Here is a 14,371-nt window from a genome sequence, read left to right on the forward strand (position 1 = left end):
CTGCGCCCCGCTCTCGACAAAAAAAAGAACGTCCTCTATGTTACGTGCCGTGGCGCCACTCCGCCAGCGCGCGGGGTGCAGTGTTTCTCAGCGTTCGGACACAGGGGGATCCATATGAACGAGACGATCACGGCTGCCGTTTCGAGGCCGGCCCGGGTTGCGAAGGACCTGGTCCACAAGCACGATGCCGACCAGGTGCTGCTCTCGGGGCTGAGGCGCCTCGCCGAGGACGAGTTCCTCATCGCCGCCGACTGGACGGACACCAGCGGACTCGCGGCCACCCGGCACAGCCACCAGGACGGGGCCGTCCTGCTCACCGAGACGATTCGGCAGACGTTTCCGCTGCTGGCACACGCCGGTTACGCCGTGCCGTTCGGCGACCGTCTGCTCTGGGACGAGTACCGCTACACGCTGAACCTGACGGCCCTGCGCGACGGCGGCACCGGGGGCCGGCCCGATCTGCACGTCCGCTGCCACGACGTGGTCCGCCGGCGCGGCCGGGTCTCGGGCCTGTCCCTGGACATCACGGTGCTGCGCGACGGCGAGCAGCTGGCCACCGCCCACACCCGGTTCAGCATCCAGTCGCCCGCCATCTACGAGCGGCTGCGCGGCCCGCACGGCGACGCCCACCGGATGCTGGAGCTGGCCCGCAGCCGCCCGCTGCCGCCCCCGGTCTCCGGGACCAGCGACGAGTTCCGGGACGCGGTGCTCTCGCCCACCGACGCCCGCGACCGCTGGCAGCTGCGGATCGACACCCGCCACCCGATGTACTTCGACCACCCCAGCGACCATGCCCCGGGCATCCTGCTGCTGGAGGCCGCCAAGCAGGCCGCCCGCGCCGTACGGCACCCCCGGGCCGGCGTCGCCGAGGCGATGGAGACCATCTTCCACCGCTACGTCGAGCTCGACTCCCCCTGCCGGGTGGACGCCCAGCTCCTGCCGGACGACCAACTCGGACGGGCCCGGCTGCTGGTGACGATGCACCAGGACGACAGGCTCTGCTTCACCGCGCTGGTGTCGGTCGCCAAGGAGCCGGTCGGCTGACGCCCGCCGTCCGGCCGACCCCCGGCAGCGTGCCGCCGCCCACCCCGGCGACATGGGCGCCGAGCACCATGTCGTCGCCGACGGCGAAGGGACGGCCGACGGAGCGGAGCAGATCGAGGTCGGAGGCGTGGTCGGCATAGGCGGCGGCGCGCGACGGGGACACCGCGCGCCGCCGCATCAGCGTGCGCGCCAGCCGGCCCTTCTGCACGCCGATGACCGGACGGTCCACCTGACCCGTGCAGCGACCGTCCACGTACTCCGGCTCGCTGCACAGGATCTCGTCCGCGCCGAGCAGTTCCGCGAGCGGCTCCAGACACGGCCGGAACGAGCCCGACACCAGCACGATCAGCGCTCCCTGCGCCCGGTGCCGGCGCAGGGCGGAGACCACCGGCGGATGCAGCAGCGTGCCGCCGGCGAGTTCCGCGTCGAACCAGGCACGGCCGTGCGCGAACAGCTCGCTGCGCGGGCGGTCCGCGTACAGCCGGTAGTACTCGCGGTTGGTCACCAGCCGCGAGACGCCCGCCGCCGACCTGCGCCGCAGCGCGCCCGCGGCCTCGTCGTAGGCGGACGGCGGCAGGCCGCGCTCGCGGTAGTGGAACTCCAGGAACCGGAACATGCTCTTGACGGTGATCAGCGTCTCGTCGACATCGAAGAAGGCGATCTCGACAGGGTCGTTCGAAGAGTCGGGCCAGACGGACATGGGCAAGCGCCTTCCGTGCGGGGGTGTGAGGCGGGGACCGGGCGGCGGCCCTGACCGGGGAGGGCGGGCCGCGGCCCGGCGGGATCAGGCGACGGCCGACACCGGGGCGGCCGCCCGGACGGGGGCTGTGGTGCGGGCGGGGACTGCCGTGCGGGCGGTCAGGTAGGTCCGGGTGTTGCGGCCCGGTGTCTTGCGGCCCAGGTGACCGGCGGCCACCAACTGCTCCAGCAGTGCGGCCGGTTCCGGTGCCCGGCCGCCCGGGGCGGCGCACAGCCGGCGCTGCACCTCCAGGGCGACGTCGGTGCCGACCGTCTCGAGCAGCCGTACCGGACCGAGCGGCTGGCCGCCCACCGCCCGCGCGGACGCGTCCAGCGCGACCGTCGTCGTCCCCTCCGCGTCCAGCAGTTCCAGGGCCTGGTTCAGATACGGGAAGAGCAGCGCGTTGACGATGAACCCGGCCCGGTCACCGCACTGCACGGTCTGCTTGCCGAGCTGTTCGGCGACCGCGCGGGCGCGGGCCAGGGTGTGCTCGCTGGTGCCGTGCGCCGGCACCAGCTCCACCAGCCGCATCACCGGCGCCGGGTTGAAGAAGTGCAGGCCCAGCACGTCCCCGGGGCGGCCCGCGGGCTCGGTGCAGGCGGCCACCGGCAGGCTGGAGGTGGAGGTGGCCAGCAGCGTGCGCGGCGCGCAGATCTCGCCCAGCTCGGCGAAGAGCCGCCGCTTGACCTCCAGGTCCTCCACCACGGCCTCGACGACGATGTCCACCGCGCCCAGCACCGAACGGTCCGCGGTGGCCGTGAAGCGTGCCCGCCGCGGCTCGTCGTGCGCACCCTTGCGCTGCAGCGCGAACTCCACGCGCTCCGCGGCCGCCCGCGCCTTGTCCTGCGTCCGGGCCAGCAGCACGGTCTCGAAACCGCCGTGTACGAACGCCTCGGCGATGCCGGTGGCCATGGTCCCGGAGCCGACGACCGCCACCCGGCGCCCGGGCGCCGCGGTCGGCAGGGCCGGGCGGCGCGGCTCGTCGCCCGCGTCGTACCGGTGGAAGCCGCGGCCCGTCTTGCGGCCGAGCGAGCCCCGGGCGATCAGCTCGTCCAGCACCGGGGCCGGTGCCGCGTGCCCGGCTCCCGGCCCGCCGGGCCCGGTGAGTCCGGTGAGTCCGGTGAGGACGTCTCGTGCCGTGTCCAGGCCGATGGCGTCCAGCACGGCCAGCGGCCCCTGGCTCCAGCCGCAGCCCAGCCGCACGGCGGTGTCGACCGCCTCGGCGGTGGCGTACCCGTCGTGGACCATCCACGCGGCCCGGTTGAGCAGGCCGAACAGCAGGCCGGGGGCGAGCGAGCCGGGCCGGTCCACGACATGGTGCGCCGTGATCCCGGCCGCCGCCAGAACCCGCTCGACCCGCTCGGCCGCGGCATCCCCGGCGCCTGGGGCGCGGGCCACCTCCACCGCGTCCAGGGCGTCCGCGCGAAGGAAGCGCAGTGCCAGCAGGCCGGGGCCCGCGGCGTCCTCCAGGGCGGCGAGGGGTGTGGTCAGCGCGGTGGTGAGCACCGGGGTGCCGGGCCGCCGGTGCCGCCGCACCTCGGCCAGCACCTGCCGCTTGAGCGACGCCGGTTCCGGTACGGCCTCGATGACCAGGTCGGCCTCGGCGACGCCGGCCGGGAAGCGGGTCACCGTGCGGGGGCGCTCGGAAGCGGGCAGTTGGCCGGCGCGGGTCAGGGCCGCCGGGTCGTCGTCCACGCCGACGACGGTGAGCCCCGCGCCGGCCAGCCGGCGCGCCAGGGCCAGTCCGGTGCCGCCGAGGCCGACGACGGCCACGGTGTACGGGGGCGGCGCGGCGGCGCCGTCCTGCTGGTCGAGCTGTTCGGACATGGTGTGTTCCTGCCTGTCGAGGGCGGGCTGGGGTCAGTAGCGGCTACCGGTGGCGGCGGGCACCTCGCCGAGGTCCCGCAGGTCCTGCTCCGTGAGGCGCAGGCCGGCCGCGGCCAGGTTGTCCGCCAGGTAGCGGGGTTGCTTGGTGCCGGGGATCGGGATCACGTGCTCGCCCTGTGCGAGGGTCCAGGCCAGGGCGACCTGGGCGGTGGTGGCGCCGTACCGGGCGGCGACCTTCTGCACCGCCCGCACGATGCGCAGGTTGGCGGTGAACGCCTCGCCCGTGAAACGCGGGTTGGTGGCCCGGAAGTCGCCTGCCTCGAACTCGTCGGGCCGGGCATAGCGGCCGGTGAGGAAGCCCCGGCCGAGCGGCGCGAACGGCACGAAGGAGGCACCGTGTCCGGCGCACCAGCCGGCGATCCCGGTGTCCGGGTCGAGCGGTTCCCGTGTCCACAGGGACAGTTCGGACTGCACCGCGGCCACCGGATGGATGCGGTGGGCGGTGCCGGCCTGCTCCCGGGTCACCTCGGACAGCCCGAGATGGCGCACCTTGCCGGCGCGCACCAGCTCGGACAGCGCGCCCCAGGACTCCTCCAGCGGTACGGCGGGGTCGACGCGGTGCAGGTAGTACAGGTCGATGACATCGACGCCGAGCCGCCGCAGCGACGCGTCGGCCGAGCGCCGGATGCGCTCCGGGGAGGCGTCGCGGCTCAGGGTCCGGGTGGCCAGGTCGTCCACGACGATGCCGGTCTTGGTCGCGACCACGGCGTCACCGCGGCGTCCGGCGAGGGCGCGGCCGACCAGGGTCTCGTTGTGGCCCTCGCCGTAGGCGTCGGCCGTGTCCAGCAGGACCGGGCCGGCGTCCAGGGCGCGCCGGATCACCTCGACCGAGACCGTGTCGTCACGCTGGGACTCGGCATAGCCCCAGCTCATCCCCATGCAGCCGAGGCCGACGGGGTGAACGGCGAGCCCGGTCGGGCCGAGGCGACGCGTGGTCATACGAACTCCAATTCTGTTCAGGGGGTTTGGCCAAGGAGGCTTGGCCGGGGGGCGGGGCCGGGGCGGGGACCCCGGCCCCGCCGTCAGGCCGCGGTGAGCACCAGGGCGGCGTTGTGACCGCCGAAGCCCAGGGACGTACTCGCCGCGACGCTCATCCGCCGGTGCCGTGGTGCGCCCGTGACGACGTCGATGTCGACGTCGAACGACGGGTCCACCGACTCGATGTTGGCGGTGGGCGGCACGGCTCCGTGGTAAAGCGCCAGCGCCGTGTACGCCGCCTCGACGGCACCGGCCGCGGCCAGGGTGTGGCCGGTGACGCCCTTGGTGGAGGTGACCGCCGCACGGTCGCCGAGCACCGCGTTCAGGGCGCGGGCCTCCGTGAGGTCGTTCATCGGGGTGGAGGTGCCGTGCGCGTTGACGTGCTCCACTTCGTCGGGGAGCACCCCGGCGTCCCGCAGCGCGGACTGCAGGGCGCGCGCCAGGCCCTCGCCCCGCGGATGCGGGGCCGTGGCGTGGTGTGCGTCGGACGTGGCGCTGAATCCGGCGATGTCCGCGTAGCGCCGGGCACCGCGGGCGGTGGCGTCCTCGCACCGCTCCAGCACGAGGATGGCCGCGCCCTCGCCGGCCACGAAGCCGTCCCGGTCCGCCGCGAACGGGCGGGATGCCGCGGCCGGTTCGTCGGTGCGGCCCGACAGCGCCCCCATGCGGGACAGGCCGTTGAGCGTGCCGGGGCTGATCGCCGACTCGGTGCCGCCGGCCAGGACGACGTCGCACAGCCCGGACAGCAGCCATTCGCGGGCCGTGCCGATCGCGGACGCCCCCGACGCGCACGCGGTCGCGGTGACCAGGCTGGGACCGTGGATACGCAGGTCCATGGCGACGTAGCCGGCGACCATGTTGACCATGCCCATGGGGATCATCAGCGCCGACACGTCCTCCGGGGTGCCCTCGAAGTAGGTGCGCAGCTGTTTCTCCAGGGTGGTCGCGCCGCCCAGTGAGTTGCCGATGACCACGCCCACCCGGGTGCAGTCCCAGGACCCGGTGTCCAGGCCGGAGTCGGCGACCGCCTGCCGGGCGCCCACGATGGCGAGCTGGGCGAAGCGGTCCAGTCTCCAGGCGGTGCGCCGGCCCAGCTCGGCCGTCGCGTCGAAGCCGGGGACCCGGCAGGAGATGTCGACCTTCTCGCCCTTCAGCTCGGGGTCGGTGGCCGCGGCGGACACGCCGGACAGGACGCGCCGCCAGTTCTCCTCCACCCCGATGCCGGCCGGGGTGACGAGGCCCATGCCGGTGACCGCGACTCCGCGGCCCCGGGCCACCCCGCTCACGCCTGGTCCGCCTTCGCACGGATCACGGCGACCGCCTCGTCCAGGGTGAAGGAGGACTTCAGCTCGCCCTCCACCAGGACGATGTCCATCTCCTTGCGCAGGATCAGGCTCAGCTCGACGAGGATGAGGGAGTCGATCTCCAGCTCGTCGAAGGTGACGCCGGACAGCAGTTCCGCCTCGTCGAGGCCGAACTTCTCGCTGATCAGAGCGGAGACGCGGTGCTTGAGGGACTCCTGGGCGGCGATGACGGGAGTGTTCATGATGGGTTTCCCTTCGTGGGTGATCTGGGTGATCTGGGTGATCTGGGTGATGTGAAGTGACGTGGAGCGACATGGAGTGATGCGGTACGTGGGTCAGCCGGTGTGCAGCTCCGGCCAGACCAGTGCGGCCGAGCCCCAGGTGAGGCCGCCGCCGAAGCCGGTGAGCAGGACGCGGTGGCCCGGCAGCAGCTCGCCGTCGGCGGCGGCGTCCCGCAGGGCGAGCGGGATCGAGGCGGCCACGGTGTTGCCGACCCGGTCCAGGTTGGCCACGATCTGCTTGTCCTCCAGGCCGAGTTGCTCGCCGACGGCGTGCAGGATGCGGATGTTGGCCTGGTGCGCCACGACCTTGTCCACCTCTGCGGGCGGCCAGCCGACCCGGTCGAGCAGCGCCTGCGAGGAGCGGCTCATGTTCAGCACGGCCTGGGTGAACACCGGCCGGCCGTCCATGGTGAAGAAGTGGTCCGAGGCGGGCGGGGCTCCGTCCGCCGAGCGCTGCCGGGAACCTCCGGCGCGCACCGTGATCAGGTCGGCGCCCGAGCCGTCGCTGCCCAGGTCGAAGCCGAGCAGCGCCCCCGGCTCGGCGGCCTCGCCGGCCCGCAGCACCACGGCTCCGGCCCCGTCGCCGAAGATGGCCCGGGTGGTGCGGTCGCCCGGGTCGAGGATGGTGGAGAAGGTGTCCGCGCCGATCACCAGGGCCCGCTCCGAGATCCCCGCGCTGATCATGGAGGACGCGGTGGCCAGTGCGTACACGAACCCCGTGCACACGGCGGCCACGTCGAAGGCGGGCACCGTTTTCAGCCCGAGCCGGTGGGCGACGTCCGGTGCGGTGGCCGGGCAGGGCCGGTCCGGCGTGCTGGTGGCCAGTACGACGAGGTCCACGTCGGCGGCGGTGTCCCCGTCCGTACGGCGGGCCGAGGCCAGGGCGTCCGCCCCGGCCGCGACCGCGAGGTCGGAGGTGGCCTCGCCCGGGGCGACGACATGGCGCTGCCGGATCCCGGTACGGGTGCGGATCCACTGGTCGGAGGTGTCGAGCCGGGCGGCCAGCTCCTCGTTCGAGAGGGCTGTCGCGGGCAGCGCACCGCCCAGTCCGCACAGGACCGCGGCGCGGCTCATGAGACCAGCTCCCCGGCCTCGTGACCGGCGGGTCCTTCGCCCCCGTGACCTGCGGGTCCTTCGCCCGCGTGACCGGCCAGGCGGTCGCTCCCGCCACCGGCCGTGCGGCCGGCGGGCTGTGCCACGGCCGTCAGCCGTGCGGCCTGGACGTCCGGCACGGCGGTACGGCCGGGGCGGAAGGTGCTGCCCGCACGGCGCAGCGCCGTACGGACCGCGGCGGGCTCCGGTGCGGTGAGCGCCGCGATGTGCCCGTCGGGCCGTACCAGGACGGCCTTGGGTGCCGTGCCGAGCAAGGGGGCGAAGCCCGGCCAGGCGGAGATGTCCCGCACCGGCACCCCCTCGGGTGCGACCGCGGTCACCGCCTCTCGGGCGGCCACCCAACCGGAGTCCTGCCGCTCACCGGCCCACAGCAGCAGCGTCAGCCGCGCCGGGTGGATCGAGGGCCAGCGGTCGGCGCCCGGCTGGGGCGCACCGTGCGCGGCGAACACCGGCAGCCGGTCGCCGGCGCGGAGCCGGCGGGTCAGGCCGGGCAGCGTGTCGCGCAGCGACCCGGCCGGCCGGTAGCTGACGTCGTGCTGTGCCATCAGCGGGGCCCCGAACCGCTGCAGTGCTCCGGTCCGGTGGGCCAGCCGTACGGCGCCGTCGCGCAGGGCGAGTTCATGGCGTCGTTTGAACAGACCCCAGCTGGTCTGCTTGGCGGTGGTCAGCACGATGCGTTCCGCGGCCAGATGGCGGTCGCTGTCGTAGGTGTCGAGGATGCCCGGTTCGAAGGCGCCGCGTACGACGCCGGCCAGCTTCCAGGCGAGGTTGACCGCGTCCTGGATGCCGGTGTTCATCCCCTGCGCGCCGGCCGCGCTGAACACGTGGGCGGCGTCGCCGGCGAGGAAGACGCGGCCCGCGCGCATGGTCTCGGCCACCCGGCGCCGGGCGCGGAAGATGGTCGACCACTCCAGCTCGCCGACGATGCCGGGCCGCGGGGAGCGCTCGTCGAGGAACCGCTGGAAGAGGCTGGGCGGCGGCCCCTGCTCCTCGCGCCAGTCCGGCACGCTGATGGCGAGCCGGAACGTGCCGCCGCCGAAGGGGGCGATGCCCAGCGCACCCGAGCGGGAGTAGCAGTAGACCAGCGCGTGCGGGTCCATGTCGCCGGCCACGGGGCCGTCGCCGATGGCGAACAGCACGTCGTTCCCGGTGCCGAGGAACTCGATCCCGGCGAAGCGGCGCACCGCGCTGCGCGCACCGTCCGCGCCGACCACCCAGTCCGCCTCGATCTGCTCGGTGCTCCCGTCGGCCCGCTCCACGTCGGCTACCGGCCGGGGCCCCGAGGTGTCGAGCCCGGTGAGGGAGCCGAACTCGATCTCGCCGCCGTACGCGGCCAGCCGGGTGCGGATCACCTCTTCGGTGGTGTCCTGCGGGACGACCACACCGAAGGGGTACGGGGTGTCGGTGAGCCGGCTCATCTCGACGGCGCCGAGAAACCTCTTGTCGGAGTAGTACTGCACCGAGTCCAGCCGGTTGCCCAGCTCGATCAGCGGCTCACAGGCGCCGATACGGCCGAGGAGTTCCAGGCTGCGCGGCCAGACCACGCTGGCCCGGGAGTGCTGGACGGGGCCGGCGGCCGAGTGGTCGATCAGCCGGACCGCGATGCCCTGGGCGAGCAGTTCGGTGGCGAGGACCAGTCCCACGGGGCCGGCGCCCACGATCAGGACCGGACGCCGCTCGTCGGGGCCCTCGCGCTGGGGGATCGTCATGACAGTGCCTTTCGTCGAACGGGAGAGGAGGGGCCGGCCGGGGAGTTCAGGTCCGCTGCACCACGGCGGCGCTCCAGGTGAACCCGGCGCCGGCGCTCAGCACCGCGGCGTACCGGCCGCGTTCGAGGCGGTGCGGGCCGGTGTCGGAGGCCAGGGCGGCCAGGTTGGACAGCAGGTCCCCGGCGCCCAGGTGGCCGGTGCGCTCGCCCAGGTCCGCCGTCGGCGCGTCGGTGACCTCGGCGACGGCGGGGCCGTACACGTCCCGTGCGGTGGCCCGGCCGAGCCGCGGCAGCAGCACCGCGCTCAGCCCCGGCCCGCCCGGGCCGATGCCCGCCTCGGCCAGGGCGGCGGCCAGTACGGCCGTGGTCTCCCTGCGCAGCCGGTCCAGGAAGGCCGACTTGCCCCGGCCGGTGAAGTACGCCTTCTTGGTCCGGCGGACGTTCACGGCCGCGTCCCGCAGATGCGGTGCCTCGTGGAAGGCGGCCACGTCACGGTGGGCGCTCTCCAGCTCGGGCGCCGCCCGGGTGTGCAGGGCGCGCAGGGCGAGCGAGCCTTCGGGGACGCGGTCGCCTCCGGAGCCGACTACGGCCGCGGTGGCGCCGTCGCCGTACCAGACGCCGTAGTCGCCGCCCCACCGGTCGAAGCCGGGCGGGGCGAAGCGGTCGCCGGTGGTCACCAGGACCGGTGCGCCGGGGTGCGCGGCGAGTTGGAGCAGGGCGGTGCGCAGCGCGGCCGCGGCGCCGTTGCACATCTGCTGGACGCCGGTCGGGATCGCGTCGCCGGCACCGGTCTCGGCGGCCACGTAGTGCGCGGGCGACCAGAAGTCGTGGCCCTGGTAGTACGTCCAGGCGTGCAGGACCGTGGCCAGGTCCGCGGCGGGGACCCCGGCCCGGGACAGGGCGCGCCGGGCGGCACGGACCGCCATCTGAGGAGCCGACAGGTCGGGGGAGACGGGCAGCTGTTCGTAGCCCATCGCGTCCGCCTCCTCGGCGGTGACCCGGCTGGCGGCCAGTGCGTCCGCCGTCTTCTCGGCGGCCGGCGGCAGCCATTCGGCGGGGGCGATCCACACCTCGTCGGGGGTCATGCGCACTCCTCGCCTTCCAGCAGCGGGACCCCCGTCGACGCGGTGGTGGTGTGCATCTGTCCGGAGGCGATGACATCGCCGTCCTGCTCGAAGTCGATGTGGAAGGTCCGCAGGTCCGGCAGCATCAGGCTGAGGTTGTCCTGGTGCGCGTACGGTTCGGTCTTGCGGATGTGCACCGTCGTGGGGGCGTCCAGCTCGGCGTACCGGGTGAAGGAGAAGTCGAAGCCGGCGACCGTGCTGCGGCTGACGGAGGCGCCCCACAGGTCGGAGACGCCGAGCAGGCACAGCTGGCGGGCCGCCTCCATGAGCACCATGCCGGGCACGTGGTCCTGGCCGTGGTCGAACATGCTGCGGTTCTCCAGCGGGACCCGCACGGTCGCGGAGGCGTTGTCGCTGCCCACGGTGGCGGAGGCGAGCACCACGTTCGCCGGGTCGCTGCGGCCGACCAGGTGCGGGTCGACGTACGCGGTCTGCCGGGGCAGGTCCCCGAACGGCACCAGCGGCCGGCCGCGGCCGTTGAGCCGGACCGTGTCGTAGACCTCGGCGGGGATGTAGCCGACGTCCATGTGCACGAAGCCGAGGCAGCGCTGGGCGAGCTTCATGTCGATGCCGAAGGCCAGCCGGCGCACATCGCCGGGGCTGCCGCGGCGCTTGCTGGTGCGCACCGAGATCCGCAGTTCGCCGGGCTGCTCCTGCTGCGGGAGGGTGAGCAGCCCCGGCAGCTCCATCGACCAGGACCGCAGCAGGAACTTGCTCTTGCGCGAGACCCCGGCGTACTCGTGGCCGCCGTAGGTCTCGGCCTGTCGGCAGCACTCCAGCAGGAGCAGCGGGTCGGGGCAGCCGAGCCGTGAGGCGTGCCCGGTGTAGTAGGCGTGCAGCGGGGGCAGTTGGGCGGCGGCGAGGTACTCGTTCTCGCCGGTCTGGCGGGCGTCCGTGAGGAAGACCTCGGAAAGCGCCCAGCGGTGCAGCAGAGAACGGTCCACGGTGCGCATGAATTCGAGGTTCGCGGCGCCCGGAAGGCAGGTCTTCTTTTCGGCGGGGGTCATTTTCGTCGGCCTCCTGATACGGCGAGAACGGGGAGGTGTTCCGGGAGGAATTCCCTTTCCTCTCGCGTGATTTCATTGTCGGGGGAGGTGGCACATCGCTGACTAAAAGCGAACTCAAGGGCGGCCCCGGGAAATCGGGCCGCTCTTTTCTAGGCCGGCCAGGCGAGCGGACTGCGGTAGCCGTTGCCGGCCCGGTCCCAGGTCGCGCGGGGTGCGGACGGGCCGGCGGGATCGCCGTCGGCACGGGCGCGGGCCCGCAGGATGGTCAGCACGGCGACCAGCGCGGCCAGTTCGTCGGCGTCGGGGTTGCCGCGCACCACGCGGAAGGCGGCCTCGCGCAGCACGTCGGTGGGGGGCGGCGCGGCGCTCACAGCGGGGTGATCCCGTGCTTGCGCTGCGGCAGCGACCGGTGTTTGGCCCGCAGCATGGCCAGCGAGCGGGCGAGCACCGCGCGGGTCTCACCCGGTTCGATGACGTCGTCGACGAGGCCGCGTTCGGCCGCGTAGTACGGGTGCATGAGCTCGGCCCGGTACTCCTTGACCATCTGTTCGCGCATCGCGGCGGGGTCGTCGGCGGCGGCGATCTGCCGGCGGAAGATGACGTTGGCGGCACCCTCCGCGCCCATGACCGCGACCTCGTTGGTGGGCCAGGCGAAGGACAGGTCCGCCCCGACCGAGCGGGAGTCCATGACGATGTAGGCGCCGCCGTACGCCTTGCGCAGGATCAGCTGGATGCGCGGGACGGTGGCGTTGCAGTACGCGTACAGCAGCTTCGCGCCGTGCCGGATGATGCCGCCGTGCTCCTGCGCCACGCCGGGCAGGAAGCCGGGCACGTCCAGCATGGTGATCAGCGGGATGTTGAAGGCGTCGCACAGGGACACGAACCGTGCCGCCTTCTCGCTGGCCTTGATGTCCAGCACCCCGGCGCTGGCGATGGGCTGGTTGGCGACGACGCCGACCACGTGCCCGTCGATCCGGGACAGGGCGCACACGACGTTGGCCGCCCAGGTGGGCTGGACCTCGAAGTACTCGCCGTGGTCGACGATCTCCTCGATGACCTCGCGCACGTCGTACCCGCGCGCGGGGTCGGCCGGGACCAGGTCGGTGAGCCGGTCGGTGCGCCGGTCCGCCGGATCGTCGGCGGGCAGCACGGGCGGTGCCTGCCGGTTGTTGGAGGGCAGGTACGACAGCAGATAGCGCACGTCCTCCAGGCAGTTCGCCTCGTCGTCGTACGCGAACGCCGCGACCCCGGACACCGACGCGTGCACATCGGCGCCGCCCAGTTCGTCCATGCTCACCCGCTCGCCGGTGACCGCCTGCACGACGTCCGGGCCGGTGATGAACATCTGCGCCACGCCCCGCACCATGAAGGTGAAGTCGGTCAGCGCCGGCGAGTAGGCCGCGCCGCCCGCGCACGGGCCGAGGATCACGCTGATCTGCGGTATGACGCCCGAGGAGCGCGCGTTGCGGCTGAAGATGCCGCCGTATCCGGCGAGTGCGGTCACTCCTTCCTGGATGCGGGCGCCCGCGCCGTCGCAGAGGCTCACCAGCGGGGCGCCGGACGCCTCCGCCAGATCCATCAGCTTGTGGATCTTCGCCGCGTGGGACTCGCCGAGCGCGCCGCCGAAGATACGGAAGTCGTGCGCGTAGACGAAGACCTGGCGGCCGTCGACGGTGCCCCAGCCGGTGACGACACCGTCGGTGTGCGGGCGGCGCCGCTCCAGGCCGAAGCCGGTCGCACGGTGTCGGCGCAGCGGCTCCAGTTCGGTGAACGACCCCTCGTCCAGCAGCAGTCCGATGCGCTCGCGGGCGGTCAGCTTGCCCTTGGACCGCTGCGCCTCGGTCGCCCGCGCTCCGGGACCCGCCTGCACCTCGGCACGCAGCCGTCGTAGCTCCTCGACGCGCACATGCACGCTGTCGGGACGCTCGGGCTCCGGTTCGGCGAACGGCACCGGGTTTTCCGGCACGGATTTCTCGACCACGGTGGTCATGCCTTGTCCTCCCTTCCGGACGCCCTCTGGACCGAGGCCGCCCGGAAGAAGGATTCGGGGTCGCGGACAATGCCTGACTCAAGCCGGTGAAAAGCCGCCGACTTCGTTTCCGGGACTTGAGTGAAAGGCGAGCCGGGCCTTGAGCGGGGCGTGGGCCCGGACTTGAGCGGGCACCCCGGACGATGTTTCCGACCGCCGTCGGAATCACCGAGAGGGAAGATCATGGTTGCGCACGTTCACGGGCCCGCCACCGAACCGCGGTACGCCGTCCTGTTCCCCGGCCAGGGGGTGCAGCGCCCCGCCATGGGCGAGCCGTGGCGGGGGACCCCGTCCTGGGAACTCGTCGGCCCCGTCTCCCGGTCGTCCGGTTTCGACGTCGCCGAGCTGCTGCTGACGGCGGACCAGGAGACCCTGTCCCGCACCGACCACGCCCAGATCTCGGTGTTCACGGCGTCACTGCTGGCCTGGTCGGAGTTCCGCCGGAACGATCCGCAGGCCCGCGTGGTGGCGGTCGCCGGGCACAGCCTCGGCGAGTACTCGGCCCTGGTGGCCGCCGGGGTGCTGTCGGTGGCCGACGGCGCCTGGCTGGTGGGCGAGCGGGGCCGGGCCATGGCCGCGGAGGCCCGGCAGCGGCCGGGGGCGATGGCGGCCGTGATGGGCGGCGATCCGGCGCAGGCCACGGCCCTGGTGGAGGCGGCCCGCGCGGACGGCGCCGAGCTGTGGGTGGCCAACCACAACAGCCCCGTGCAGACGGTGGTCGCCGGCAGCCGTACGGCCGTGGCGGCCACCGCCGCCCGCGCGGCCGAGGCGGGCCTGCGCTACAGCGTCCTGCCGGTCACCGCCGCCTGCCACAGCCCCTATATGGAGCCGGCCGGCACGGCGCTGCGCCGGGCTCTGGAGCTGACGGACTTCGCGACCGGGTCGGTTCCGGTGGTCGCCAACGTCGACGCCCGTGCTCACCGGGGCGGCGGCCACTGGCGGGAACTGAGCGCCCGTCAACTGGTCGGCCCGGTCCGCTGGGCGGACACCCTGCGCGTCCTGAACGAGGAGCTGGACGCCACCGCGTTCCTGGACATCGGCCCCGGCGCCACCCTGGCCGGTCTGGCCAGGCGCACCCTGCCGGAGGTCCCGGCCCACCGCTTCGCGACCCCGGCCGCCCAGCCGGCCTGACCCACAGGTGTACGACGGTGCCGGCC

At 73.7% G+C, this 14,371-nt stretch carries 13 protein-coding genes; 2 read left to right on the top strand and 11 right to left on the bottom strand.

Features of this window, described 5'->3' with window-relative positions:
• Nucleotides 1-114: 114 nt before the first annotated feature.
• The gene (locus ACIRR9_RS03725) at nucleotides 115-1,044 is read left to right on the top strand and encodes a ScbA/BarX family gamma-butyrolactone biosynthesis protein (protein ID WP_403258971.1); all 930 of its coding nucleotides are present in this window, start codon (nucleotides 115-117) and stop codon (nucleotides 1,042-1,044) included.
• Here ACIRR9_RS03725 and ACIRR9_RS03730 read toward each other — a convergent pair.
• From ACIRR9_RS03730 to ACIRR9_RS03780, 11 genes are all read right to left on the bottom strand, one after another.
• The gene (locus ACIRR9_RS03730) at nucleotides 1,004-1,744 is read right to left on the bottom strand and encodes an HAD family hydrolase (protein WP_403747167.1); all 741 of its coding nucleotides are present in this window, start codon (nucleotides 1,742-1,744) and stop codon (nucleotides 1,004-1,006) included. The genes ACIRR9_RS03725 and ACIRR9_RS03730 overlap by 41 nt on opposite strands.
• Nucleotides 1,745-1,828: 84 nt before the next feature.
• Nucleotides 1,829-3,610: a 3-hydroxyacyl-CoA dehydrogenase family protein gene (locus tag ACIRR9_RS03735; RefSeq protein ID WP_403747169.1), complete on the bottom strand. Its 1,782-nt coding sequence runs from the start codon at nucleotides 3,608-3,610 to the stop codon at nucleotides 1,829-1,831.
• Nucleotides 3,611-3,643: 33 nt separating this feature from the next.
• Nucleotides 3,644-4,609, bottom strand: a complete 966-nt coding sequence (locus ACIRR9_RS03740; protein WP_403258978.1) for an aldo/keto reductase — start codon at nucleotides 4,607-4,609, stop codon at nucleotides 3,644-3,646.
• 83 nt (nucleotides 4,610-4,692) lie between these two features.
• A complete protein-coding gene (locus ACIRR9_RS03745; RefSeq protein ID WP_403748155.1) occupies nucleotides 4,693-5,925 on the bottom strand; it encodes a beta-ketoacyl-[acyl-carrier-protein] synthase family protein in 1,233 nt (410 codons plus the stop codon).
• A 5-nt stretch (nucleotides 5,926-5,930) separates the two neighbouring features.
• Nucleotides 5,931-6,194: an acyl carrier protein gene (locus tag ACIRR9_RS03750; RefSeq protein ID WP_384574657.1), complete on the bottom strand. Its 264-nt coding sequence runs from the start codon at nucleotides 6,192-6,194 to the stop codon at nucleotides 5,931-5,933.
• 93 nt (nucleotides 6,195-6,287) lie between these two features.
• Nucleotides 6,288-7,307, bottom strand: a complete 1,020-nt coding sequence (locus tag ACIRR9_RS03755) for a beta-ketoacyl-ACP synthase III (protein WP_403747172.1) — start codon at nucleotides 7,305-7,307, stop codon at nucleotides 6,288-6,290.
• A complete protein-coding gene (locus ACIRR9_RS03760) occupies nucleotides 7,304-9,055 on the bottom strand; it encodes an FAD-dependent monooxygenase (protein WP_403747175.1) in 1,752 nt (583 codons plus the stop codon). Before ACIRR9_RS03760 ends, ACIRR9_RS03755 begins: the two co-directional genes overlap by 4 nt.
• A 46-nt stretch (nucleotides 9,056-9,101) precedes the next feature.
• On the bottom strand, nucleotides 9,102-10,139 hold the full coding sequence (locus ACIRR9_RS03765; RefSeq protein ID WP_403747177.1) for a 3-oxoacyl-ACP synthase: 1,038 nt from the start codon (nucleotides 10,137-10,139) through the stop codon (nucleotides 9,102-9,104).
• Nucleotides 10,136-11,185: an AfsA-related hotdog domain-containing protein gene (locus ACIRR9_RS03770; protein WP_403747180.1), complete on the bottom strand. Its 1,050-nt coding sequence runs from the start codon at nucleotides 11,183-11,185 to the stop codon at nucleotides 10,136-10,138. Before ACIRR9_RS03770 ends, ACIRR9_RS03765 begins: the two co-directional genes overlap by 4 nt.
• 149 nt (nucleotides 11,186-11,334) lie before the next feature.
• Entirely contained in the window at nucleotides 11,335-11,556 is a 222-nt protein-coding gene (locus tag ACIRR9_RS03775) for an acyl-CoA carboxylase subunit epsilon (protein WP_384574671.1), read from the bottom strand.
• Complete coding sequence (locus ACIRR9_RS03780; protein WP_403747182.1) at nucleotides 11,553-13,175, bottom strand: acyl-CoA carboxylase subunit beta; 1,623 nt, start codon at nucleotides 13,173-13,175, stop codon at nucleotides 11,553-11,555. The genes ACIRR9_RS03775 and ACIRR9_RS03780 overlap by 4 nt, the downstream gene beginning before the upstream one ends.
• A 222-nt stretch (nucleotides 13,176-13,397) precedes the next feature.
• Between ACIRR9_RS03780 and ACIRR9_RS03785 the strand changes: the two genes are divergently transcribed.
• Entirely contained in the window at nucleotides 13,398-14,345 is a 948-nt protein-coding gene (locus ACIRR9_RS03785; RefSeq protein ID WP_403747185.1) for an ACP S-malonyltransferase, read from the top strand.
• Nucleotides 14,346-14,371 lie beyond the last annotated feature (26 nt).

Origin of the sequence: Streptomyces sp. NPDC101234 (genome assembly GCF_044767525.1) — a bacterium.
Lineage (GTDB): Bacteria > Actinomycetota > Actinomycetes > Streptomycetales > Streptomycetaceae > Streptomyces > Streptomyces sasae.

Coding starts and splice junctions, on each gene's coding strand:
- ACIRR9_RS03740 (WP_403258978.1), bottom strand. CDS start 4,609: ATGACCACGCGTCGCCTCGGCCCGACCGGGCTCGCCGTTCACCCCGTC.
- ACIRR9_RS03785 (WP_403747185.1), top strand. CDS start 13,398: ATGGTTGCGCACGTTCACGGGCCCGCCACCGAACCGCGGTACGCCGTC.
- ACIRR9_RS03750 (WP_384574657.1), bottom strand. CDS start 6,194: ATGAACACTCCCGTCATCGCCGCCCAGGAGTCCCTCAAGCACCGCGTC.
- ACIRR9_RS03760 (WP_403747175.1), bottom strand. CDS start 9,055: ATGACGATCCCCCAGCGCGAGGGCCCCGACGAGCGGCGTCCGGTCCTG.
- ACIRR9_RS03765 (WP_403747177.1), bottom strand. CDS start 10,139: ATGACCCCCGACGAGGTGTGGATCGCCCCCGCCGAATGGCTGCCGCCG.
- ACIRR9_RS03770 (WP_403747180.1), bottom strand. CDS start 11,185: ATGACCCCCGCCGAAAAGAAGACCTGCCTTCCGGGCGCCGCGAACCTC.
- ACIRR9_RS03730 (WP_403747167.1), bottom strand. CDS start 1,744: ATGTCCGTCTGGCCCGACTCTTCGAACGACCCTGTCGAGATCGCCTTC.
- ACIRR9_RS03735 (WP_403747169.1), bottom strand. CDS start 3,610: ATGTCCGAACAGCTCGACCAGCAGGACGGCGCCGCCGCGCCGCCCCCG.
- ACIRR9_RS03725 (WP_403258971.1), top strand. CDS start 115: ATGAACGAGACGATCACGGCTGCCGTTTCGAGGCCGGCCCGGGTTGCG.
- ACIRR9_RS03780 (WP_403747182.1), bottom strand. CDS start 13,175: ATGACCACCGTGGTCGAGAAATCCGTGCCGGAAAACCCGGTGCCGTTC.
- ACIRR9_RS03755 (WP_403747172.1), bottom strand. CDS start 7,307: ATGAGCCGCGCCGCGGTCCTGTGCGGACTGGGCGGTGCGCTGCCCGCG.